The sequence below is a fragment of the Niastella caeni genome, from assembly GCF_004834005.1.
Lineage (GTDB): Bacteria > Bacteroidota > Bacteroidia > Chitinophagales > Chitinophagaceae > Niastella > Niastella caeni.
In genome coordinates, this window is the sequence record NZ_STFF01000004.1 from 293828 (window position 1) to 317494 (window position 23667).

The following is a 23667-nucleotide window of genomic DNA, read 5'->3' on the forward strand; positions in this document are numbered from 1 at the left end:
AGATAGATGTTTAACAGAAAATATCCTATTCAGCCATGAGGACTGTATTGTCATTTTATCCAACCACCCTGGAGTTATCGCTCCCCCTCAAGCTTAGGCGCAATGGCTTACATCCTAAACCGTATGAATCTATAACAGCTTCCTGGTTATATCTGTAGTATGTACAATTTCTTCTTCTATTTTCAAACAACCAGCCTTCTCCATCTTTGTAACCGTATCCTTCACCTCCGTTTCCGTTATTATACCGCTGTACTGCTGCACAATCGCCGCCATGGAGGTTGAGCCATTACTAACAAAGTTCACAAACCGTAATACAGCATCATCCCGGTAAGTAAACCCATTCTTGAAATAGATCTTGAAACAATAATTCCCGGATATGGCCTTGTCAACCATTTCAAGCGCCCGCACTAATCTGTCAATTTTCGAATGGTCTTCGTTTAACCGATTTAGTAACTCATATTTATTTCCCTTGTATTCGACAGTATGTCGTTTCATATTACTTTTAAATTTTTCAGGAAAATCTGGAGGGAATTCAGCTGATTTATAAACTGCCACTTTTTCATCAAGTGCCTGTTCAATTTTTTCTTTTATAATCGAAATATCCAACTTATCAATGGTAACAATATCAACTAGTCTTTTCTCACGTCGGGCTTGCACTGTGTCATCAATGAATGGGGCTATGGAAAATCCGTCTAAAAAACTACTATAACCTAAATGATTATACTCTTCATCTTTTACCATGTACAAATTAACGCCATCATCGTAAGGCTCGGCATTTTTTATTTTATTGTTGAATTCCCGCTTTAGATGACAACTATAACAAATTTCCTTTGGCAAGTAAGGGCTATCGCTAGGGATGATCATCTTAGCACAATCAGCACATTGAATGGCCAAATGCCGTTGCTCCCAACCAGGGCAATCATTATCCGGTTCTTTATCAGATGGAAAATAAAAGATCAATCCATATTTTTCATTGGCCATCTTGCCCCATTCTTTTGCAAGTTCAGCCTCAGGCCAGGGTGGTACACTTCCGTTGAACAACCTGATGTCTCCGCCCAGACTAATTGTACCTAAATACCTAATTTCTTTTTTAATAGAAAAGAGTTTTTTTATTATTACATGTAAATTCAAATACAAATACCATCCAGATGTATCGCCATCCCACAATGCTTCCAGTACTGTTGGTTCTCCGCCAGCCATCCTGATGGCCTTATCAAGCGTTTCAAATGAGGTAATATTGATCATTGAAAAGAAATTGCTGTAAAATAAACATTTTACCAATAGCAAAAAACGTAGGCGTGAGCGGTATACAACAATGGTTTTGAGGTTAGCGTACTTGCGCCTGACAATCTTGGCCAGTAGAATGCAATGTAAATTGCTCAGTAATTCCTAAAAACAATATAACAAATTATGTCATTTGAATAACATGTCTAATTCTCTGAAATTCAACAAGATTCTTAAGTAAGCAGTTCGACAATCGTCCAGCCGGCCCGACTAAAAAATGAAGCCCTTCAGATCGTTGGATTTGAAGGGTTTCTCTATTCAATTAATTTCACATCAATTCAGGTTAAAATTTCTATTATCATCATTTTGAGTGCCTTTCGTAAGGTTCGAATCAATTTGGATTGTAAAGAAATTCGATGAGAGAAGGCGCCCTTTCTTCTGAATTAGGGAGAATAGTCAAGGTCTGAGATTACTATTCTACTTTCGCCAAATCTACAATTGCTTTGTGTATAATTCCGAATTGCTCACCAACAACGAAGTCAGTTTATCCATCTCTGCCGGGTTGCTTCTGGCAATGCCAATTAACGTCAACACATGCATTACCCGCTTAATCTTTAGTAATTGTAACAATTTGTGCTGTAGCTCTCTCAAAGCGCCATCAGGTACACTTTCCAACAAACTTCCATAAAAATCAGCCATGCACAAGTCTTCGATGTGCAGAAAATAAAGCAACCAGGCGGAATTAAAATGAATGAACTCATTGATATGAAAGTGTTTCCTGGCGCTATATAGATCCGATAGATACCATTTCGAATTAAATAAGGCGGGCACTTCTTCCGGACGGTCATGCTTTAAAAGCCATTCTGCATAGATAGTCTTGGCCACCAGGTATTCCGGAAACAGTTTCACCGTCTCATGCATTTCTGCTTCAGCAGTTTTTTTATCTCCCAATAAAAGATATGCATTATACAGGTAATTTCTGAATACAGGATTGCGGGGCCATTGGCTGACGCCTTTCTTTAACTCTTCTATTGTTTTTTTAAGTGATTTACGTGACCTGTTATTGTCGAAAAGCTGTTCATATAGTTTTCCTAATTCTTCTTTTTCCTCATTGCCATATAGCCATGTTTGATCTTCAGCAGTTTCTTCCCAATCTACCCCTTTACCTGCATTTTCGATCATTTTGCGAAAATCCAATCCGCGCTTTTTTAATTCGGGTCGTGTAACGGCGCACATATTGATATAGGATATTTCTACATCAAAGCCCGGATAATTATCTTGTGACAGACTATTGATAAAGGATTCCCATTCTTCTTTACTCCAAAAAATGCAGTCTGTTCCATCCTCCTCATCCCAGTCATCTTCACCAAACTCTTCCTCATCCACAAAATCGTCATCATCTTCCGTAAAGGGGTTATCCTCTAAAATGGTATAGTGGTACCTTCCTTCCCCGGCATACTCTTTAAGGCGGGCAAGTGCAACAGGTTGTCTATTCTCTGAACCCACTATCAAATGAGGTAGCCCATTCTCATCACCTGTATGTATTTCAATCAAAGGTATTTTCTCGTCATCTTCTTCAAGTAAATAACAAGTTGTGCTAACAAAATCCGGGTGCTGTGGAATATGATATTCAGCAGCCAGATCATGTCCGGCAAAAATGATATTATGCGCCAGTGAATATTCGACCTCTATCATTTCTGTTTCCTCACTGTGATTGTCAAGCCAATCCTCCAAATGATCCTGAAACATATTAAATTCATAGTAGGTATCTTTAACACCAAGGCATAAAAGATCAACCAAATAGCCTGCATAAGTAAAGTTCCCGTTTGTATGTTTGCGAATGATGATCACATGAGCCATCCGGCTTGTTTCCCAATCGGCATTTACCAGGCAACGGTCTATTTTTAATGATCTTGCACGCGATTTAATATATTTTTCTGCAGAAAGAGGCTGATTCATATAAACAAAAATAAAAGGCTGGCTATTTCAATGAAAAGGGAGTTATCCACAGTGCATGAAAGAGCTGCGAGGTTAAATAATTATAATTACGCTACCTTTGCCGGCGCTAATTCTTACTGTTTCATTATGCCAGACTATAAGCTTTTGCTCGATCGTTGTCAGTATGTAAATAAAATTTCCGCATCGTTGATAGATGAATTTTTAGTGTATTATGCAGCCAGGCAGGATAAGGTGGAACGTGAATTCGAGTCCAGGATATCCCGCTTCAAAGACATTGAAAAGGAAATGCCGTCTGACTGGAAGGGAATGATCTTGGCACAATACATTGGCCAGCGAATTTTTAGAGCGGGGGGCCTTATACATAAATACCTGAATAGTGTTGCTGTTAAAGCGCGTGATGCCGGGGAACAGGAGTTCCTCAGGACTATGGCAACCCATCCCTGGCGGTTTAGTTTCAGCGAGATCCGGGCTAACCCGGCTTCAGACTTCTATGAAATGGAAGATGTTTTTACAGGCGACATTTTTCTGCTGTATTCGCCCTCTGTTACACGGATACTATCAGATCATCCTGTATTGTTATGGTTCAACCTTATAGGTTACAATGGTTCCTGCTGGCAAACCTATGGCCCGGTAACTGCTTTTCGGGGATTCTCTGCAGATGATATCTTTTTTTATGCAACGGAGTTGAATCCTGCTATTGAATCGGATGCTGATCTGATGGCCGATATTGACGACAACCCTATCCGGTATATGGTACTGGCTTGTGGCGCCAATTACCCGCTGGTGGCTCAGCAGGAAAATGAAGTGGTGCAGGTGACCGGTGAAGGAACTTATACCGGATTCGACGTACAGGCATTGAGAAAAGACTTCAGGGTTGAATATGCCGAAGGGGTGTTTAGATTAAGTCATGAGGTTTGGAGTGAGCCGCCGCACTTCGCAGAAACATTCTACGAAGAAACTTCGGGTAAAGTCCTCTTGTTTGCGCTTACGGACCGGGGCTACCGGGAACTGTCGGCCTTATTGATAACACATGGAATGGAAATTTCCACCGAACCCGATATTCGTTTACACATTCCCATGGGTATGGTTATTAAAAAGGTGCTGAAAAAGGCACTGGTCCTTAATCCATACAGCCAATTGTTTGAAACACGAACATCCCCTGAAAGCCAGGCAGAAATGTCTAAAATCAACGGATTCCTGGCCTTGGCACTTCCTTATATCAATGCAGGGCAGCGTCCAGACATAACTGCGCTTGCAAGCGAAGCCGGGATTGACCCGGAACTGGCAGCCGAAATACTTCAAACGGCAATGGGAAGAATTAACGAAATGAGGAAATTTTGATATCGCCATTATGCCAGGCAACTATAACTGTATTTAATACAGCCTGCTACTATTATACTGGCAATTACAATTCTTTGACGCAGTGATCAGCAATGTTCCTTTGTTCAGCAGAGAAACCAATGCCTATGGCTAGTTTTTTACGCTCGTCTCCCGCATAAGGTTGTAAATAACCTTTTTCAAAAATTTGATCCAGCGCCTCACGGGCTGAAGCATCCAGTTTCAATTCCAGGACATAGATGAACCGTTTTGTTTTCACGATAACGTCAGCCCGGCCTTTGCTGCCATGTACTTCTGCGGAGAGATCTATACCAACATTTTTAAATGTGAGAAGGGTAATAATATGAAAAATAAATTCCGTATCTGCACGCCAGAGATCATAGGGTATGCTTCCGATCACGGCATTTAATTCGTTGATGATGCGGTTTATATCCCCTTCTTCAAACGCAGCCCTGAGATCAGCAGTGACCGTTATTGAATATGAATATTTCTTTATTGGTTACGATGTATTGATTATCGTTTACTTTCTTCAATTTAAAATAGGAACCAGGTAACTTTTCGGCCACCCAATCGTTTAACCTGTTGGACGCATTAATTTTATAGCTAAATTCTGCGGTATGCTCCAATTCTCAGCCGGTAATTTTTTAGGAGAAAAAACATATGAGATAAGGCGGGATGGCCTGGTACTCAGTAAATGCAACTATCACGGCGGCTTAACCAGTTCGTGGCACTATCATGAAAATGTATACCTGTCTTTTATATTGAATGGCGGCTGTATGGAGGAACGAACTAAAGAAACTAATGAATACGATACCGGCCAATTTGTGTTTTATAATAAAGGCGAAAAGCATAACAACAAAAACTATCAGCCTGGCTCCTGTATTTTCAATATTGACATAAGTGATGCATGGTTCCGCCAGCATGATGTCCAATTTTCTGATCAGTCCATTGTCTGCATCAATGATCCTTCCTTAAAAATTTTAGTGGTCAGGATGCTAAAAGAATATGCGGAAGAAAGGAACCATTCATTTTTAGAAATAGAATCCCTGCTCATGCAGTTACTATCATCATTGAGCAAAAAAATAGAGAAGCCAGCTAAAGAACCGGTATGGGTTAATCAGCTCCGGGATTTGTTGCATGATCAGTGGCAGGAAAATTTTTCACTCGCAGAGTTATCACGGGTAATTAAAATACATCCCATCAGTATCTCAAAGCATTTTCCAAAATACTTTCAATGCACCCTGGGTGAGTATATCCGCAAAATAAGAATTGATAAATCACTTACGCTCATAAAGAGTGGTAAAGAAAACCTTAGCGGAATTGCACAGACCTGTGGCTTTGCGGATCAGAGTCATTTTATCCGTGTATTCAAGCAGCAAACAGGCTTTCTGCCCAAAAGGTACATGAAGATGTAGGCAAATCTGGTTCTATTTTGTATGCGTTATAAGTAGTTACTTTGCCTTATGAATAAGATTTTCTTTCTACTGCCCATCATCTTTAGTGTGTGTATTGTTTTCGCACAAGAAAAAAGTTACACAACCAAAAGAACTGCGACTGCACCCATTATTGATGGATCACTAAATGATAAAGCCTGGAATGCGGTCAGTTGGGGAAAAGATTTTGTGCAGGCCAGCCCGAAGAAAGGAGACAAACCTTCGCAAAGTACACAATTCAAAATACTGTATGATGCAGCGAATATGTATGTGGCCATCCGTTGTTTTGATAATCCTGATTCCATCACTAAAATTCCTGTACCAAGAGATGGTTTTTCGGGCGATTGGGTGGAGATCGAACTTAATTGCAATGAAGATACCAGCACGGCACATTCTTTTACCGTCACTGCCTACGGAACAAGAGCCGATGAATTCATAGCTAAAGGAGGTGCTTTGTGGGACAGTAAGTGGAACCCGCAATGGGAAACAAAAACAGCCATTGATAGATCAGGCTGGACGGCTGAAATGAAAATACCCTTTAATCAATTCACCCATAATGGATCATTTACAAAAGTATGGGGTCTTCAATTCACCAGGCGAATGGTAAAAGGGGGTGAACGCAGTGCGTGGAAGTTATTGCCTGATATAGAATCCACCTGGATTAATAACTATGGCGTGCTGCATGGTATAGAAAATATTACTGCAAGTCAACTGAAAGCAAAGGCAGTATATAACGATAATAAATTGTATAGCATAGCAGAGCTACAAAACGATTTTAATGTAATTAAAAAGATACTGGAAGGCACCTATCCATCCTTATACCGGTTTTATTCAAAAGCAGTGATGGATAAATTTATACATAACACTTATCAAAGTATCAATAAACCCATGACCGAGTTAGAATATTATAAACTACTTGCACCGCTGTTTGATAAGATAGGAGATGGTCATACCAAATTCTATATGTCGTATGATTACCAGAATTTATCTGCAGTTTCGATTAAAAAATTGCCATTACAACTTTATATAACAGACCAGCAAGCCTATATCCTTCAGAATTATAGTGAAGAAGCAACACTTATACCCGGCACTAAAATCTTATCCATCAATGGCAAACCATTCAGTGAGATTTTGACAGATCTGATGAGCTACTTAACATCTGATGGTTATAATGCAACAAAAAAATATAACAACATCGGCCAGCGATTTGGCTATTTGTATTCATTGTTGGATACAGGCAGTGAAGACATCATTCTTGAAACTATTGCAGCGGGAGGGAAAAAAATAGAAGAGGTGAAAGTAGCGCGGCTCTGTGATAAGGACATTACAAAAAACAGAACAGCCAGGTATCCTGCATCCCAAAGGAATTTTGAATTATCATTCCCGGTTACTAACGCAGCATTATTAACAGTAAAAACATTTACGGATGACAGGGCCTTTATGAAATTTTTTGACACATCCTTTGCAGCGATTAAGCAAAAGAACATTCCTAACGTAATCATCGACCTTCGTAATAACGGCGGTGGTAATGATTATAACGGGGCTTATTTGTTTTCCTATCTCACGAGTAAACCATTTAAGTATTACAGCCGTTTTGAAACAGCCGTGTCTGCTGATCCTCATTCGGTGGACAGCATCCCCTGCTGCATCAGCCATGAAGACCTTAACTTCCTCAATGAAATATCGGTACCCGACAGTGCCGGTGTAAAAGTAATCCGTAACTATAAAGCATCGCGACAAAAAGATCCTGCACTGCTTCATCAGCCTGCTGAAAATAATTTCAAAGGCAATGTATATGTTTTGATCAACGGTGGCAGTTTCTCCTGCTCTAGCGAATTTTGTTCTGTTGCCGATTTTAACAGCAATGCAATATTTGTAGGCGAAGAAACAGGCGGTGGTTATTACGGTAACACCAGCAATATGTTCAGGGATATCATACTTCCCAATACAAACCTTCGATTGAGCATTGCCTTCATCAAATACCTTAGTGCCGTGGAAGGATCCACAGCCGAAATCGGCCGTGGTATCATGCCCGACTATCCGGTAAAACCTACTGCACTCGATATAAAAAACGGAGTTGATAAAGAATTGAAGTTTACGCTGGAATTAATTAATGGGAAAAAATAAGCGAACCGCTATGCAGTTGTGAGCCGACTGTGTCAGCTACCTGCTGAAAATCTTTGTTTCCATTAAACGCCTTAAAAAATGAAGCATTAATACATTTATTGATATTTATTCCAAAAAAAAAGCTGCCTGTTTTTTGGTTCTTGTCATGTCATAAAATATTTATTATCAGGTTTTACAATTATATAAGCATCCTTCAATAAACAGTCTTTCTGGCTTTAACACCAGGCGCTGCAAGGTTTCTTTTAGTTTATATAATGGGCGCCGGTAACCTACTCAATAGAACAGTCTTCCTGATTTTATCCAGGCGCTGCAAGGAAGTGTAACGATTAGACGCCCATAAAAAACTTAATATATTGTATAACCTAATTTGTTTCGTAACTTTTATAAGCCGTGGCCAAACATACCCGGGCAATGCTGGCGAGCAACCCGGTAGGGATAACCCGGCCGATGGAATTATTCAATGCCGGTCGAGTTTTCCTCCGGCATTTTTTATTTAATTCCTGAGCCTATGCCCTTCAAAACGCTTTTCGTATCTGGCCCCACAATGCCTCTTTGATACTCTTTTTGATTTTTCCATACAAACCTTATTCGCCCTAATAGGTGTTTGCCTATTCTTATTATCGCTTTATTCTTTTCCATTCGCCTTCGGTATTCATTGTATTTCATCAGCATGGCCGGATCTTTCATCAAGGCCGTCTTTAAGGCTTCCGTTTTATAGTCTGCCTTTTCTATTGCATTCAGATATTTCTGGGTCCAGCGTTCGTTCTCTAAATTCAATTTCACCCCACTGAACATCAGCGTATGTTTGATGCGATTTTTACACATGGTTTGATCTTGTACCAGCCGGTATCGCTGCCTTACCAACGTGCGCGCCTGTTCCATCTCTATATCCGGTATATAAACGCCCTTCAGGTTGCCCTGTGATAGTTCCCGGCTTAGTTTGCGAGCATCCCGCTTGTCATCTTTTCGCTTGCGTTCCTTGTCACTACTTGGTACATCGGCTGCATTCACAACTATACACGATATTCCCAATTCCTCCAGCGACCTTTGTATCCCAAATCCACAAAATCCCGCTTCATATACCACCCTTACTTTTGCCCCGGGATAATGTTTTTTACAATACCCTGATAATAAGGACGCATCGGGGTTCTGACTAAAGCCCCTTAACTCTATCCCGCCCATCCGGCAGTTTATTTTCCAATTCTTCTTGTGGGCGTCCAGCCCGCAATAGATCGTTTCTCCCGTAAACTGCAGTTTCCTAACTTTACACATGGTTCTTGAGTTTTAAGTGTTTGGATTTTTGTTGACACTTTAATTTAACACTTTAGTTCAAGAACCATTTTTTTCACCTGCTCAACCCTCCTGACTCTGCACCCTTTCATACATAAGACCTACTCACTTTGAATAATTCTTTATTTATTTATAGCAAATACGCTTTGATATTCAATAGTTATTCCCCCTGGGAATCACTTTGCTTCAAATGCGTACACTTAACCGTCCGTTTTCGCACGGTTTTTAAAGCGTGGTGCTTCTGAAAGCCTTGTTCATCAATGCTTAATGAATTGGCATAACCATTGGGGCCGGTTGATCAATGGCCTAAAACCTTAAAACCTGCTTTATGTTTAGGAATTATTTAAAAACTGCATGGCGGAACCTTCAGCATAATAAAGTTTATTCTGCAATAAATATTGGCGGTATTGCCATCGGGGTTGCCACGTTTTGGCTTATTGGCTTATACGTGATCGATGAAATGAGCTACGATCGCTCCTTTGCCAATGCCAATCGCATTTTTCGTGTGGCCCAACATGCAACCTGGCAAAGCGGAAGTATGAATATTGTGCCTACTTCTGCACCATTTGCCAATGCTTTTAAAATAACATTTCCTGAAGTAGAAGACGCTGCAAGAATCGATATTGAAGGCGGCGGGGTAATTAAATACGCCGACAAAACCATTAAAGAAGACCATATCTGCTTTGCAGATAATTCGTTGCTTAATTTATTCGATTATCATTTTTTATATGGCAATAGCAAAACTGCCCTTGTTCAACCTCAATCAATTGTTATAACAAAAACCCTTGCCGTAAAAATTTTTGGCGATGCTTCCAAAGCAATTAATCAAACAATATTGTTTGGCAGTAACAGCTATCCCAATAAGGTTACCGGTGTAATTGAAGATATGCTGGCCAATTCTCATTTGCAATTTAGCGGTTTGCGTTCCTTTGGCGATGCTTTGAATATGGATGGGTGGAACAATACTTATCTATATACTTATCTTCTTCTTAATAAAAGCAGCGATATAACTTCGCTTCTGAATAAATTGCCATCCTTTGAAAATAAGCTGGCAAAACAACTGAATTATACACAATTTCATATAGAGCTTCAGCCGCTTACCTCCATTCACCTGTATTCAAACTTAGACTACGAATTAAGCAACAACGGAAGTATAAGTCGTGTTTATACATTTATAGTAATTGGTATTCTGATATTGCTTATAGCTTTAATCAATTACATGAATCTTTCTACTGCACGTGCTTCAACACGTGTAAAAGAAATAGGAATCAGAAAAGTGATCGGCTCTGAACGCAGGCATCTTATTGTGCTGTTTATTTCAGAAGCGTTGCTTGTTACTTTCATTGCAGCAATACTTGCTTGCTTTCTTGTGCAGTTTAGTTTGCCCTTTTTCAACCAGCTTTCAGGTAAAAATATCGGCATCTGGAATTTTGGCACGGTTAACACTATTGCCTGCATTTCCATTTTTGCATTGATCACGGGTTTTATCAGCGGCAGTTACCCTGCCCTCTTTCTTTCCCGTTTTAAATTAATACCATCTTTAAAAGGGCAGTTGGGCAGCATGCATGGCAATATAATACTTCGTAAATCGCTTGTCGTATTTCAGTTTGTGATCGCAGTTTGTTTAATCAGTGGTTCATACATTATTTATAAGCAAATGCAGTATGTGTCGCAAAAAAAACTGGGGTTTAACAAAGAGCAAGTGCTTACGTTTCATATAGACGACATGAAAGTACGCACCAAAACATCGGAGCTAAAACATGACTTACTCCAAAACGGGCTTATTGAAGATGCGGCCGTTGTGGGCAACCCTATCGGGAACAATGACCTCAATAAAAATGGTTTTCGGTTCGAAAGGAATGGCGAAATTAATTCATCATCTCAACTTGCAAACAAATTGTATGTAGATGAAGATTTTATAAAGACAATGGACATTCATTTACTTCAGGGAAGAAATTTTTCAAAGGATATATCAACAGATAAAGAGGATGCCGTTCTTATTAACGAAACATTGATGAAAACGCTTGGTTATACCAATGCCATAGGAAAGAAAATGCAGTACCCTACCCCATCCGGTACCGTAAATAACATGATTATTGTTGGGGTGGTGAAAGATTTTCATGCATATTCATTGCAGCATAAAATTGAACCAATGGTAATGATGATGCCGCCTAATGATAAGGAAAAGGACAACCTGTACGTAAAGCTGGCAAAGGGTAAAACGGCGCAGGCTATAGCTTATCTGAAAAATACCTATACCCGTTTTGATAAAAAAAATACAGCCGACTTTCACTTTCTCGATGAGAATTTTCAAAAGCAATATGCGGGTGAACAGAAGCAGGAGCAACTATCGCTTTCATTTACTGTGCTGGCATTTATCATTGCATGCCTTGGTTTATTAGGTCTTGTAACTTTCGCCACAGCACAGCGCAAGAAAGAGATAGGCGTAAGAAAAGTGCTGGGTGCTACGGTACAATCTGTCACCATACTGCTAAGCAGGGAATTTGCAAAACTTTTATTTGTTGCGGCTATAATTGCCATTCCTGTTTCCTGGTTTATTATGGACAAATGGCTACAGGATTTTGCCTACCGCATTAATATAGAATGGTGGATGTTAATGCTAACCTGTAGCACAACGATATTCATTGCATTAATTACAGTAAGTTTCCAGGCAATAAAAGCTGCCATTATTAATCCCGCGAAAAGTTTAAGAACGGAGTAAGGTTTCAAGGTCCGAAAAGTTGCCATTTCCTGTTTAGTTCCAATCTTGATTTTCCCAGGGCGCGTTAAAAATGAATTTCTATTTTTTGATCCTACTTTAGGGCTACACTGATCATTTTGCTGTCTGGCTTTGCCAGAAATTTGAATTTGACGGCGGGCATAAATAGTTTGTTGCTACTTATCCTGCCAAACCTGGGCATGGAAGTGGGTTCTCCATTATTTGAAAACAAATAGCGCCTGGTGAATTTTCCTGTATTCATATCAAGCTTTATATAAAAGCAATCACTTTTGTACAGGTTAACTATTTTTTTTGCTTTATCGTTAACAGATGTAACACTGCTATTTCCGGAATGATCGTTCAGCACAAATCCCAGTTGGTTTCCATATTGTATACAGTTGAAAGATGAAAAAAACGGCAGTTGAGCCACCACCCGCGAAAATTGGCCCAAACGGGGGGCGCTATAAAAGTCGGGGCTGCCCTGTCCGCCATTTAATTTACCTATATCAATCATTTCCATTTGTCTTTTAGGTAACATATTTACCCAGCTGATCTTAGCAGCGGCGTTTATTTTTACCGCGATAATATTTCCACAGATGTATATAAACTGGCGTCTGTCAGATGTCATTCCCTGTGAATGATCCGGGCCCAGACTTGCATGGCTCGACCTTTGAATATACTGCTGGTATTCTGCAAACAGGATCAGTGATTGTGAGTTCGGGTCGGGAATGGCATTGGTAAATACATAATGTTCTAAAAAATCATCATCATTTTCCGCTTCAACAGCTTTTTCAGTTTTTCGGCTTTCTTTTTCATCATCATCGTCTTCGTCAAATGTTTTACCGATCATTGAACTGCTTAATTCCCTGGCATCTCCTTCAATGATCTTGCCACTTGCAGGATCGATTGTATAAGTAAATAAGCCGTTCAGTTCATTATTACCGGGACTTTTTGTATAGAACCCTGCCAGCAATATTTTATCGTTCAACGGGAACAGATTCAGGCTGGTAGCATACAAACCGTCTTTTGTTACAGGAATATCATTTTCTTTTTTTCCATTTGTGTTGTAATTAAAAAGCACTACTTTTTTAAAGGCTCTTTTCTTTTTCTTATTGGCCGGCTCAAATTCTTTCCCGGCAATAAATATTTTATTTCCGGATTTTACAACGGCATCCAAATCGAAAGAATTGCCTGCATAATCAAAATGAATATCACCCACTGCACGAAAATTGGTGTCCAGTAATTTTATCTGGTAATTGCTATTGGCGGTTACCAGGCCGGTAGCCAGTATAAAGCAGGATGAGTCGGCCGATAAAGTAACTGCATGATGAAATTCGTCCCTTGCTTTTTCTTTTTCAAAGTTTCCCAGCACGTGCCATGAACTTGTTTTCTTACCGGTAAACTTATCAATGACGGCAGCGCTCAATTCACCCCTTTTTTCTTTATTATCAAACTGGCTTGCAAAAACATACAGCTTGTTATTCAATAATATAACGTTGTCTACGGTACGATTTTCAAGTTCATCTGCCGTGTTGTAGATTATTTCATACTTTGGTTTAAAATGTTCATCATACCTGCAAAGTTGCATACTGAGGCCCATCATGTTCCGCGTCATTATAATTGACTTCTTCAAGAAAAGCTGCATGGTATACGTACCTGATCCATCTGACCCTATGACGCGGGGAAAGGTGGTTATGTCTGAAGGTGCTTTTGCGTTTTCACTAAATTTTACGACAGGTGTCTGGGCAATTGAAAAAATGGAAAAAAGGAGACTGGCATGTATAATCAAAATTTTGATTCCCATTGATAAGGTTTTATATAGGTGAATAAGGCAACAGTACTGTTAAATATACAAACTTATACGAAAATCAACTCACGGTAAAAAATACCTGATAGCAGGTATTTAAACAGGTAGAAGATTATACGAGAGGAATAATATATCTAAGGGTCTGAATTTCAACAATGTTATTAAGAAGCGAGTTCCCGTATAACCGTTGACGGGGAACGAGCAGAAGTTTCGACAAAAGGGAATTTTGCCGCAACTACACTAATATCAACATTTGCCTTTTTACCAGGTCACTTACAGCAACGCATGTTCGGGCAGGATAAGGAGCCTGAAAGTAAGTGCGGAAACCAACCCTTTGTGTTCGGTATAGATTGTTATTTATTTCGCCTTTAGTCAGCGCTATTATCCACTTCAGCAGCTTCATCTGCTCCCTGTAAAATGGTGGCAGCGGTTATCAGGATCGATAATTTATTGAACAGATCAAAGATCCCATTGCCATAATCAGGGAACTTGCCAGCCACACAGGCATCGGCATTGTTACGGATCATACCTTTTATACCATACTGATTCGAATCTACCCATCCTTTAACGGCAGTGCTATTTTTATAGGCATATAACAGGTAACGCATATAAACACCCACGCCCGATGCGTAATCTGCTTTATCAATTCCCTCTAACGGGTTATCGGTTAATGGATACCAGGGCATGAGGATGGAATTCAATTGCATATTTTCAGGAACCCCCTGCATGATCCCCTTTATCAATCGCATAGCGTCAGGTAGTGACGGTTGGAAAGGATAATATTGCACCATAGCGCCCAGTATCAATCCCTGATCACCACACCAGGCTGTATGCACATAATGCCACCATTCCGGCGGAACCGGTTTTCCATTTTTGTAAGTAGCTATCCGTTCCTGTACCAGTCCACCCTTATTGGGAATATTATAGAACAGCCGTTCATATTCTTTAATATCATCGCCAAAGCACCAGGTGGCCAGAAACTTGTATTCCCGGCTAATTTGCGCGCTGGTATTAAGGGTCCTATTCATTCGTAATGCAAAAACCATATAAAGTCCGTTCATCACGGTATCCTGAAAAGGTCCCAGGCTTGAATTAAAAGGATCACTGCAATCATTAATATCACATTGCCATGCACCGCCGGTGATACGGGGCTCTACGGCCGCAAATTTTTCCGGGCAGTTCGCCCACACATTGGGCGCGCCAAATTGAGCCGGCCTCTGGTCGACTTTAATGCCGTTCTCCACTACATTCCAGCATGATCTGGCAATGGCATCAAATTGACTGGTATAATTTTGAAATATTGTTTGATACGCGGAAGAATAAGCCTTGGCACTGGCTATTCCCCACCAGCAATAATCGTCGTACATGGAGCCTGTTGCTGATGCCGGCCAATCATTTACCTCCCCGTCGGGGATACCGTTGTCATTTTTGTAATATTTATAAGTGGCGTTATAGGATTGGTGCGTCCGATCGTAATTCTTATTTACATACGCCAATACAGAATCTACCTCCTGTCGCGTGATCATATTATTGGCCATCGCCAACCGCATGTAATCGAGTGCAGTATCGAATACATTACCGGCCATCCAATAATTGGTTGAACCTTTAAAAACACGGGGAATACCATTGTCCTGGTAATCCTGTTTCAGGATGTCGAACAGCGATTTTGCGGCGCTGAGATACGAGGTTGATTTTTCTTCCGGTGTCATGTTGTAAGTTTTAATAATTTATGGTAATGATTACATACATGGCAACCCTAATGTATTATTTCAGGGTTACCATTAACGTAAGTAAATTACCCACGCTACTATTACCCACTGTACTGTTAAATCACCTTTTTAAAGGGGAAAAAGGACCTGCATTACAGATCGTTGAGGTTGAAGGGTTTTTTAATTTGAATATTTTGAATCCATTCTTAGCAAAAACTTCATTCTTACATTTTGAAGATATTAGAGGGGTTCGAATCCATTTGAAACCCGGTCACATCATTCTACAAATCCAATTGCTCAAGATCAGCACATGGCTTACTTTATGACCAGGTAAATGTTCAAACCCAAGCTGCTCGTAAAACGCTGCAGCGGCCTGGTTAGAAGTAAACAGGCGGAGTATGCAGAAATGAAACTGTGCCTGCTTGATGATCGTGTTCATCAGCAAAGTCGCGCATCCTTTCCGGCATTACTTAAATAAAGCCAAGAACACGTTAGTTATCACCGTCTTTTTACCCTATTTTGAAACAAAGCCTATAATGGAGCTATTTCCTGGCACAAAAGTTATATAAAATATAACAACCCTAAACTGACATCCCTTTCGGCGATACCGCTGAACACGTACATTCCTGTAAATGATTTCAACTTATATAGATATGAAAGACATCCCTGTCACCGTAAAACGTTCGCTGGAGCTCCTCGGGCTTTTTCTGATTGGGTTTATAATTGTAATTGGAAAAATTATCATAATGCCCCTGTTGATGTCCTTTTTCATTAGTATTATGTTGCTACCGTTATTCCGGTTCTTCAGAAGGCTAAGACTAGCAGAAGGTTTAGCTATTTTTTTGCCGATATTATTTATGTTCATCGTTATGGCACTAATAGTATGGTTATTCTACAATCAGATGAGATTTCTCCTGTATGACTTTCAGACAATACAGCAAAATTTAACCACCCATCTTAATAAGTTGAGTTTATGGATCAGCCGGGTGTTCGATTTCTCACCCAAAGAACAAGTGGAGTTTATGAATCAACAAAGCAACAAACTTTTAAACTACGCTGCCAGTATATTTAGCGGCGCAGCCGGTTCGGCCACCGGCACCCTGATATTCCTGGGATTATTGCCCATTTACACCTTCCTGTTAATGATGTACAGGGGTATTTTAATGAAATTCATCTTACTGTGTTTTGAGCCCAAAGAACATGAAAATATACAAGTTGTTACGGGGCAAATTGAAAATATGAGTAAAAGATACCTGTTAGGCTTGTTGATCCAGCTCTGTTATATTACACTTCTGTTATGGGGAATACTGGCTGTTTTCGGTATTAAACATGCCCTGTTAATAGGTATTATCTTCGCTTTCTTAAATCTTATTCCCTACCTCGGCGCATTGATAGGCAACATTATAGGCGTATTGATCACATTGGCTTCTTCTGAAAGTATTGTTGACATCCTGTTTGTGCTGGGTGCTATAGCAGCAGTTCAGTTCCTCGATAATAATATATTAATGCCCCGTATCGTTGGTTCCCAGGTAAAGCTCAATCCGCTTATTTCCTTAATCGGCATTATCATTGCTGGCGCCATGACGGGCGTTTCCGGTATGTTCCTCGCCTTACCGATCATGGCGGTTTTAAAAATTATATTCGACCGCACTGAGCAATTTAAAAAATGGGGCGTGTTATTAGGTGATGAAAGACCAGCTAAAAAACCTATGCGTATGCCAGCTATCCGGCGCCGACAAAAAATATGATCATGAAATGATATGCGTACCTGTATGGAGGAAAATTATTCCTAAGCCCTATGCCATTATTGTGGAAACTAAAGAGTTTGCACCGGATTAATCCAGAAAAGAATTCAATTACTAAAAAAATAAAAAAGTCATGATACTTGAATCAAAATTACCTTTTAAATATTTGATTGGCATTGTTAAGTATGAATTGATAATAGTACTGCTGGTAGGAATAATAACCCATTTTGGCGCCATAAGATTTACTGAATTTCTTCCGGAGATGCCGCTTACCATTCCAGCTTTTCTGGGAACGTCCATTTCAGTACTCCTTTCTTTTAAGATGAACCAGTCTTATGACAGGTGGTGGGAGGCCAGGAAAGTATGGGGTGCAATTGCTAACGATTCGCGAAGTTTCGTGATTCAGTTACAATCTTTTCTGAGTTCTGATCACACTGATATTATTAAGAAAGTCTCCTATCGGCAAATCGCATGGTGTTATTCACTTGGAAGAACATTGAGGGGCAGCCTTAATTCGATTGAAAATTTAGATCATTTGATTACTGAAACCGATCAGGGTCAAATTTCAAAACACAATAATTACAACCTTGCAATATTGCAATTAACAGCAGCAGATATAAAAGAATTACGATCGAATAATGCTATAGATATGCATGGTCATATTCACCTGCAGGAAACAATTATCCGCATGACTGATTCAATGGGAGGTGCGGAGAGGATCAGTAAAACCGTTTTTCCATCTTCATACCGTTTAATTCTTCATTTTATAATTTATCTTTTCGTCGTAACACTGGCAATTTCTTTAAAAGGCACCAATAATATCTTTGTATTACCTCTGCTGTTATTAATTTCTGTTGGATTCTTTAGTATAGAAAAAATAGCATATCATTTACAGGATCCTTTCAGAAATCTTCCGAGTGATATACCTGTAACAGATATAGCAAAAACAATTGAATTAAATATCAGGCAGTTATTAAGTGAAGAAATAACCAGGGTCGAAAGTAAGGTAAACGATTATTTTATAATGTAACCTTTAGTTCCTTCCTGCCAAAAGTTTCTTACTAATGCAGTCTTCAAAATCCTTAAGGAATGCTTTATTGTTACGACAGGATTCAAATAACAATTCCAAATTTGAGGTTTTGAAAAAACCGGAAGTGATCATTCGCGAGAGCGCGGGATTGGCTTCAAGCCAATCGGTTTTCAGTGAGTGGTTTTTTAAGTAAGATATAATGATCTCAACTTTGAAATAAATGGTGATATGTGCTATCCCTTGATTTAATACGGAAAGCTCATGAAACGCTTTTGGATAGTTTTCAGGACTAAACTTCTCGTTGTCCTTAATAATGGTGATAATTGAATGGTTAGACATAATAAAGTGTGGTTGACATAACCCCTGATGGGTAAATCATTAAATAATTTTTGGGTGGGTGTTTTAGGACTATTCCGTCTATTTTAATGTTTGATGCAGGTGGAAGAAAACCGCCCCAAAACTCAATTCAAGACGGCTTCCCGTTGGCTCTATTAGTTTGCCCGAATATCAAACTATTGTTTGCTTCTTAATTCATTTTTGCTAATAGGCACTTTATGTCCTTTCTTATCGATCCAATAATATTTTGAATGCTTGTCAATATAAATGGTTTCACCATTCGGCCCTTCCTTATCTTTATAAACTTTGTCGGTAATAGCATTTTTTCCTTTTGAAGCCAGTTCGGCTGTTTTGTTGCCAGCTTTCACCGCACCTTCTTTGACTTTTGTTGTTACTTTTTTAGTTGTATCCTGTGCATTGGCTGAAGAAAATCCGACCAGCAGGGCCAGGATTGAAATACCTATTAACTTTTTCATGATTTTGATGTGTTGCAATGATTCTTACATCTGATTAATTGTACTATTACTATTGCGCATTACAACATCATGCAAAGCTGAATCTATTAATTCAAAAAATAGTTATACAATTAGATTATTAAGTTATATCATTCACACATTGGCTGCAATCTGAGTCATCTCGGGTATGGGCGATTAGCACTCCCGTTCTGTAAGTATTTATTTAATTTGACCTGATTATCAGCTATCCTGTTCTTTACTTGCTGGATGTCCTTATTCAATTCATCCAATCTGTCTGATTCTCTTCTGGCGTTCCTGGAATCGCTCTTGGCATTACCGGCTTTATTGTTGGCTTTTCTAGCCAATTTCTTATTATCAGAATTATCTCTTAATTTATCTGCGGCGGCTGAATTTTCATTCGCAGATTTTTGAGCCTGCGCTGAAGCGTCTTCTTTATTTTTTGTTTTTTGTTCAAGCTGATTTTGCAGTTTGCCCAGTCTCAATTGGTCTGCGCTAATTTCAGACACTAAGGAAAGCGAATCAGTATTCACCTTTTGCGCAAATACAGACAAACAAAAAAACAACAAACCAATAGAGGTTAATAATAATACTTTTTGCATAATGTAGTTTTAAATGTTTAAAATTTGAGGTGATAATTTCATCACTCAAAGCACAAACCATGATGTTATAACTTAACCGTTGAATAAACTTTACGGAGAATAAAAAAGAAGAGGCTAATTAACATTCCTGTTGTAGTGTCAACCTTACTATATTCCGGGAAAATTTAGCCAAAGATACTCAAAAAGTATTGCGCTTGCTTACATGTGTGAATGATGTAATCTATTTATCTAATTATATAACAATTATCCTTAAAAACAAGTTGACCTTTACACAATAGATTTTAAAAAATAAATTACCGTAAAATGACACTTAACTCAGGATTAAAAGGAAACTGGAATGACCAGAAATTAAAACTGAAGAAGAAATTTCCTGCACTTACAGATAAAGACCTGTTTTTTGAGATAGGCAGGAAAAACGAAATGTTGGCAAACCTTCAGGTTAAACTAGGCAAAACCAAAGAAGAGTGGCAACAAATTCTCGAATCCCTGTAAAAAATAGTTTATGAGGGGGATACTTTATATAGTTGCTTTCATCTTCATAGTTGGATGGCTAGTCGGATTTCTCGGATTTCATGCCGGAGGCGCCTTTCACTTGCTGCTTGTTGCTGCAATTATTGCTGCATTACTAAGCCTAATGCAGGAGAAAACGCTTTAGTTGTCACCAGGCGTGTTTGTGAAGTTTAATAAGCAGGCAATAACCGGTTTTAAATGAATAATGTGTGAATTGTATAACATATTTAAATAATCGTATAATACGCAGGCAAATCAGACTGCTATCTTTGTTCTGGTTTTTCATAGGATATTGGATTAAATCAGGGCTGGATCTTTATCCCGGCCCTTTTTTTATAAAAGCCCCGAACAACTCTTCACATGATGCTACTTTAGAAATGAGACTCAGTCAACTAAATTTTAGTTATGCATAAAGAAAATAAAAACCAGCGCATAGACCATATAGAACTCGAAAAATCAAAATCACACATCATTGTTGAAATTATTGAGTATGTACCTAATTCAGTGGTAATCAAAACAATTATCAAAAAATCAACCGGAAACATAAGTATAATGTCTTTCGACAGCGGAGAAGGGTTAACGGAGAAAACTTCCCCTTTTGACACTTTTGTTCAGATAATTGAAGGCGAGGCCGAGATCGTTATTGACAACGTCACTAATTTACTCCAATCAGGCGAGGGAATTATCATACCTGCTCATTCGCCCAATTTTATAAAACCTAACGGGCGGTTTAAAATGATTTTGACTACGATTAAAAGTGGTTACGAGTAATAAATAAAGTCTGAGTTATATAACTAATAAAACGCGTATGCCTAAAGTAACATTCAATAATAGTAACCATTTGTTTTTCCAGTCTGTAAAAAATTCAGTGGATGCTTATTTTTAGTATCCATGGCTGATCGGCTTTTTAATCATTCATATTACCATGGGGCTTGTTTTATCTATCGTATTTCAACCGGCTCATGTGGTAAAAAAAACTTCTTTATGGGAAATTTATTTTTTATTGCCGGCATTATCCTAATGGTTGGATGGTTGGTGGGATACTTAGGATACAATGTCGGAGGCGCGTTTCACTTGTTGCTTATTATGGCATTTATTGCCATTCTGGTAAGCCTTATCAAGGGAAATAAAGCCTTGTAGAACACTTCAGCGCTTTTTTTTCGCTTCACACATTGGTAGAAACTGGTCCTTCATAGTGTACCAGGAGTTGGTTGCACTTTGCTGGTAACCGTTCCAATTAAGAAACGAAACAATGGATAGAATTCATACACATTTATCGTTGTAACTAAATTACATCCCGGAATCAATGTCAAATATGGAAAGTCTTTTGCAGGCTCCGCCCTTTTTTTAGCCGTAAGTGAACAAAAAGCAGTATAAGAATAACAGGAACATTACAAGCAGCAACAATAATACTCCATTTAAAATAAATTGCTCCCATTTCAAACATCGACAATATCCCCTCTATACAGATACATAGCAAAGAAGCACCCAAAAAAGCATAGGCAATCAAGTTAATGCCTTTGAATTTTGATGAGCGAACAAATATGATGAGTATAGCTATTACCAGATTTGCCGCAAACAGCAACGGCACTCCCAGTTTAACTGGCCATGCGATACCATTCTGGAGAACATCAAGTATAAACAAAAAGAAAGATGATAGCATAAAGCTACCAGCTATTTGAATGATTGTTTTCTGATGCCAGAACGCAAACAGGGATACATATGAAAAAATGACAAGACAAATTGCCACCGGATATTCAGACCAGGTCATGCGCTCATTTATAATAACATCAATAATAAAGGTGGTTGCAGCGCTAGGCAGTAGTATTATGGAAATGATTTCCCAGGTAAACTTCTTCTGGGGTTGGCTCATCGCTCTATTAAATACTGCCAGGCCTTTTGTGTCGGTTGTTATACCCTTTTCCATATCAGATACAACAACTCCACATAAAGGGCAGTATGGCATATCGTCGTTCAGTTCTACACCGCAATTTTTACAAATACTCATGATTGTTAATGCTGGTATTTCGCAAGTTTAACAGATATACCCTGTTTTGTTAAAAACATCAGAAATTGCCTTTCCAGTTCTTTTGATGTCGTAATGTTTCCAAACGTCAATGCCAGTTTGTTACCAAAACCTGCTACCGCACAGTTTACCTTAACTATTTTATTGGGCGGAGGCGGAATGAATATAAATTTATCGATAAAGTTATTTATTTCCGGGTTAAGATCAATTTTTCCAAGGTTGGTAACTACGCCGCTGTATTGTTGTGTACCTATCGTATAAAGTTTTGCCAAAATGAAAGATTTGAAAAAAAGCGGGATCCGTTTAATGAATGCACTTTTTTCACCGCTTACATTTCGTGAGATCATTTTACTAATCAGTTTTTTATCTGTTTCAAGCTGCACCTGGTGGTAAACTGATTTCACTATCTCTTCAAATGTATAATGGCCCAGCCGAAGATCGATCCCGGGCAATACATATAGTGAGAAATTTCGCATAGTAAGAGAAGGGAATATCCTGCGCAGGTTAACCGGAACCTGGATGCGTATAATTTTATTGGCTATGCGTTTATGCAAGGGAGATCGCTGCTCATAAATTTGCTGCAGAGAATGAACATACACTGCAACAAGATATTCTGTAATGCTTACCTGGTGTTCTTTTGCTTTATTCTTAATATCATCAAGTGGCACGATGGCAGTCAATATTCCCAACCTTGGCACCTGATGTAGCGGGAACGGGACATGAAACGCCTTCGCTATTTTCAAGGAATGCGTATCGATCCTTTTAAAATACCTGTTGAATGCGTCTTCATACTCTTCTTTTGACGGTATTTCCTCAGCCCGGTAAAAGGGAAGGCTTTCAGGAACAGGCAACCCGCATCTTTGCAGATAAACGAGCAAGAGGGTTTTTAAAAATTCAAATGCACCGGTTCCATCTGTCAGAATGTGAGAAAACTCTACACTGATCATATTTTCCTTTGCCAGCACCCTGAACATTAGTTCATGTTTCTTAAATGATCTGCAGGGCAATCCCTTGTCGGCTGCTACCATGATTGGAGCCTGGTCAGGTTCCAGGTAATACCAGAAAAACCCGGCTTTTAATTTTACCTTATAATAGGGGAAACGTTCTTCAATGGCATGAACAGATTCTAAAAGTTGTTTTACTTTGACCCGTTCCTTTAATTCAACTGAAATTCTGAAAACAGTGGTGAGTTCCCTGTCTTTTACAGCCGGATAAATTTTGGCAGCATTATCAAGCCGGAGCCAGAAATCGTTCGTATGCTGAATATTGTCCGTCATAGCTGGGTTATTGTATGTACCTTCACCAGAGGGCCGGATCTCATCATCCTTTTTACAAATTT

The 23667-nt window shown here is 39.1% G+C and carries 21 protein-coding genes and 1 pseudogene; 10 read left to right on the forward strand and 12 right to left on the reverse strand.

Annotation, left to right across the window (positions count from 1 at the left end):
* Positions 1-129: 129 nt before the first annotated feature.
* Positions 130-1245, reverse strand: a complete 1116-nt coding sequence (locus FAM09_RS16135) for a hypothetical protein (RefSeq protein ID WP_136578162.1) — start codon at positions 1243-1245, stop codon at positions 130-132.
* A 471-nt stretch (positions 1246-1716) separates the two neighbouring features.
* Positions 1717-3183 carry a tetratricopeptide repeat protein gene (locus FAM09_RS16140; RefSeq protein ID WP_136578163.1) on the reverse strand — a complete coding sequence of 489 codons (1467 nt, stop codon included), beginning with the start codon at positions 3181-3183 and terminating at the stop codon, positions 1717-1719.
* 30 nt (positions 3184-3213) lie between these two features.
* Here FAM09_RS16140 and FAM09_RS16145 point away from each other — a divergent pair, with 30 nt between their 5' ends.
* On the forward strand, positions 3214-4524 hold the full coding sequence (locus tag FAM09_RS16145; protein ID WP_136578164.1) for a hypothetical protein: 1311 nt from the start codon (positions 3214-3216) through the stop codon (positions 4522-4524).
* A 64-nt stretch (positions 4525-4588) separates the two neighbouring features.
* Here FAM09_RS16145 and FAM09_RS16150 read toward each other — a convergent pair whose 3' ends face one another.
* Positions 4589-4921, reverse strand: a complete 333-nt coding sequence (locus FAM09_RS16150) for a PD-(D/E)XK nuclease domain-containing protein (protein ID WP_166437177.1) — start codon at positions 4919-4921, stop codon at positions 4589-4591.
* Between the two features lie 376 nt (positions 4922-5297).
* On the opposite strand from FAM09_RS16150, the gene FAM09_RS16155 reads away from it, so the two are divergent.
* Both FAM09_RS16155 and FAM09_RS16160 read left to right on the forward strand, forming a co-directional pair.
* Positions 5298-5936: a helix-turn-helix domain-containing protein gene (locus FAM09_RS16155; RefSeq protein ID WP_166437178.1), complete on the forward strand. Its 639-nt coding sequence runs from the start codon at positions 5298-5300 to the stop codon at positions 5934-5936.
* A gap of 48 nt (positions 5937-5984) precedes the next feature.
* Positions 5985-8081, forward strand: a complete 2097-nt coding sequence (locus tag FAM09_RS16160) for a carbohydrate binding family 9 domain-containing protein (RefSeq protein WP_136578167.1) — start codon at positions 5985-5987, stop codon at positions 8079-8081.
* A 489-nt stretch (positions 8082-8570) separates the two neighbouring features.
* On the opposite strand, the gene FAM09_RS16165 is transcribed toward FAM09_RS16160, so the two are convergent.
* Positions 8571-9353 carry an IS110 family transposase gene (locus FAM09_RS16165; protein WP_136578168.1) on the reverse strand — a complete coding sequence of 261 codons (783 nt, stop codon included), beginning with the start codon at positions 9351-9353 and terminating at the stop codon, positions 8571-8573.
* A 346-nt stretch (positions 9354-9699) separates the two neighbouring features.
* Here FAM09_RS16165 and FAM09_RS16170 point away from each other — a divergent pair, with 346 nt between their 5' ends.
* Positions 9700-12093, forward strand: coding sequence for an ABC transporter permease (locus FAM09_RS16170; protein ID WP_136578169.1), 2394 nt, complete (start codon positions 9700-9702; stop codon positions 12091-12093).
* Between the two features lie 91 nt (positions 12094-12184).
* On the opposite strand, the gene FAM09_RS16175 is transcribed toward FAM09_RS16170, so the two are convergent.
* The 3 genes and pseudogenes from FAM09_RS16175 to FAM09_RS31585 all read right to left on the reverse strand — a co-directional run.
* The gene (locus FAM09_RS16175) at positions 12185-13894 is read right to left on the reverse strand and encodes a hypothetical protein (protein ID WP_136578170.1); all 1710 of its coding nucleotides are present in this window, start codon (positions 13892-13894) and stop codon (positions 12185-12187) included.
* Between the two features lie 371 nt (positions 13895-14265).
* Positions 14266-15606, reverse strand: coding sequence for a hypothetical protein (locus tag FAM09_RS16180; protein WP_136578171.1), 1341 nt, complete (start codon positions 15604-15606; stop codon positions 14266-14268).
* Between the two features lie 271 nt (positions 15607-15877).
* Positions 15878-16057, reverse strand: a pseudogene (locus FAM09_RS31585) (GNAT family N-acetyltransferase); the annotation flags it as partial.
* A gap of 202 nt (positions 16058-16259) precedes the next feature.
* Here FAM09_RS31585 and FAM09_RS16190 point away from each other — a divergent pair.
* Positions 16260-17354, forward strand: a complete 1095-nt coding sequence (locus tag FAM09_RS16190) for an AI-2E family transporter (RefSeq protein ID WP_136578173.1) — start codon at positions 16260-16262, stop codon at positions 17352-17354.
* A gap of 130 nt (positions 17355-17484) precedes the next feature.
* Complete coding sequence (locus FAM09_RS16195; protein ID WP_136578174.1) at positions 17485-18381, forward strand: bestrophin family protein; 897 nt, start codon at positions 17485-17487, stop codon at positions 18379-18381.
* Positions 18382-18384: 3 nt separating this feature from the next.
* Here the strand turns inward: FAM09_RS16195 and FAM09_RS16200 are convergent, their stop codons facing one another.
* The 3 genes from FAM09_RS16200 to FAM09_RS16210 form a co-directional block, all read right to left on the reverse strand.
* A complete protein-coding gene (locus tag FAM09_RS16200; RefSeq protein ID WP_136578175.1) occupies positions 18385-18720 on the reverse strand; it encodes a hypothetical protein in 336 nt (111 codons plus the stop codon).
* 173 nt (positions 18721-18893) lie between these two features.
* Entirely contained in the window at positions 18894-19193 is a 300-nt protein-coding gene (locus FAM09_RS16205) for a hypothetical protein (protein WP_136578176.1), read from the reverse strand.
* A 155-nt stretch (positions 19194-19348) separates the two neighbouring features.
* Entirely contained in the window at positions 19349-19792 is a 444-nt protein-coding gene (locus FAM09_RS16210; protein WP_136578177.1) for a hypothetical protein, read from the reverse strand.
* 303 nt (positions 19793-20095) lie between these two features.
* Here FAM09_RS16210 and FAM09_RS16215 point away from each other — a divergent pair, with 303 nt between their 5' ends.
* The 4 genes from FAM09_RS16215 to FAM09_RS31260 all read left to right on the forward strand — a co-directional run bounded on the left by FAM09_RS16215 (position 20096) and on the right by FAM09_RS31260 (position 21442).
* The gene (locus FAM09_RS16215; protein WP_136578178.1) at positions 20096-20284 is read left to right on the forward strand and encodes a CsbD family protein; all 189 of its coding nucleotides are present in this window, start codon (positions 20096-20098) and stop codon (positions 20282-20284) included.
* A 10-nt stretch (positions 20285-20294) separates the two neighbouring features.
* A complete protein-coding gene (locus FAM09_RS16220; RefSeq protein ID WP_136578179.1) occupies positions 20295-20447 on the forward strand; it encodes a lmo0937 family membrane protein in 153 nt (50 codons plus the stop codon).
* Positions 20448-20707: 260 nt separating this feature from the next.
* Positions 20708-21073, forward strand: coding sequence for a cupin domain-containing protein (locus FAM09_RS16225; protein ID WP_136578180.1), 366 nt, complete (start codon positions 20708-20710; stop codon positions 21071-21073).
* A gap of 120 nt (positions 21074-21193) precedes the next feature.
* Entirely contained in the window at positions 21194-21442 is a 249-nt protein-coding gene (locus FAM09_RS31260; RefSeq protein ID WP_243751687.1) for a lmo0937 family membrane protein, read from the forward strand.
* A gap of 169 nt (positions 21443-21611) precedes the next feature.
* Here FAM09_RS31260 and FAM09_RS16235 read toward each other — a convergent pair whose 3' ends face one another.
* A complete protein-coding gene (locus tag FAM09_RS16235) occupies positions 21612-22310 on the reverse strand; it encodes a DUF6320 domain-containing protein (RefSeq protein ID WP_136578181.1) in 699 nt (232 codons plus the stop codon).
* Between the two features lie 5 nt (positions 22311-22315).
* A complete protein-coding gene (locus FAM09_RS16240; protein ID WP_136578182.1) occupies positions 22316-23605 on the reverse strand; it encodes a hypothetical protein in 1290 nt (429 codons plus the stop codon).
* Between the last annotated feature and the right edge of the window lie 62 nt (positions 23606-23667).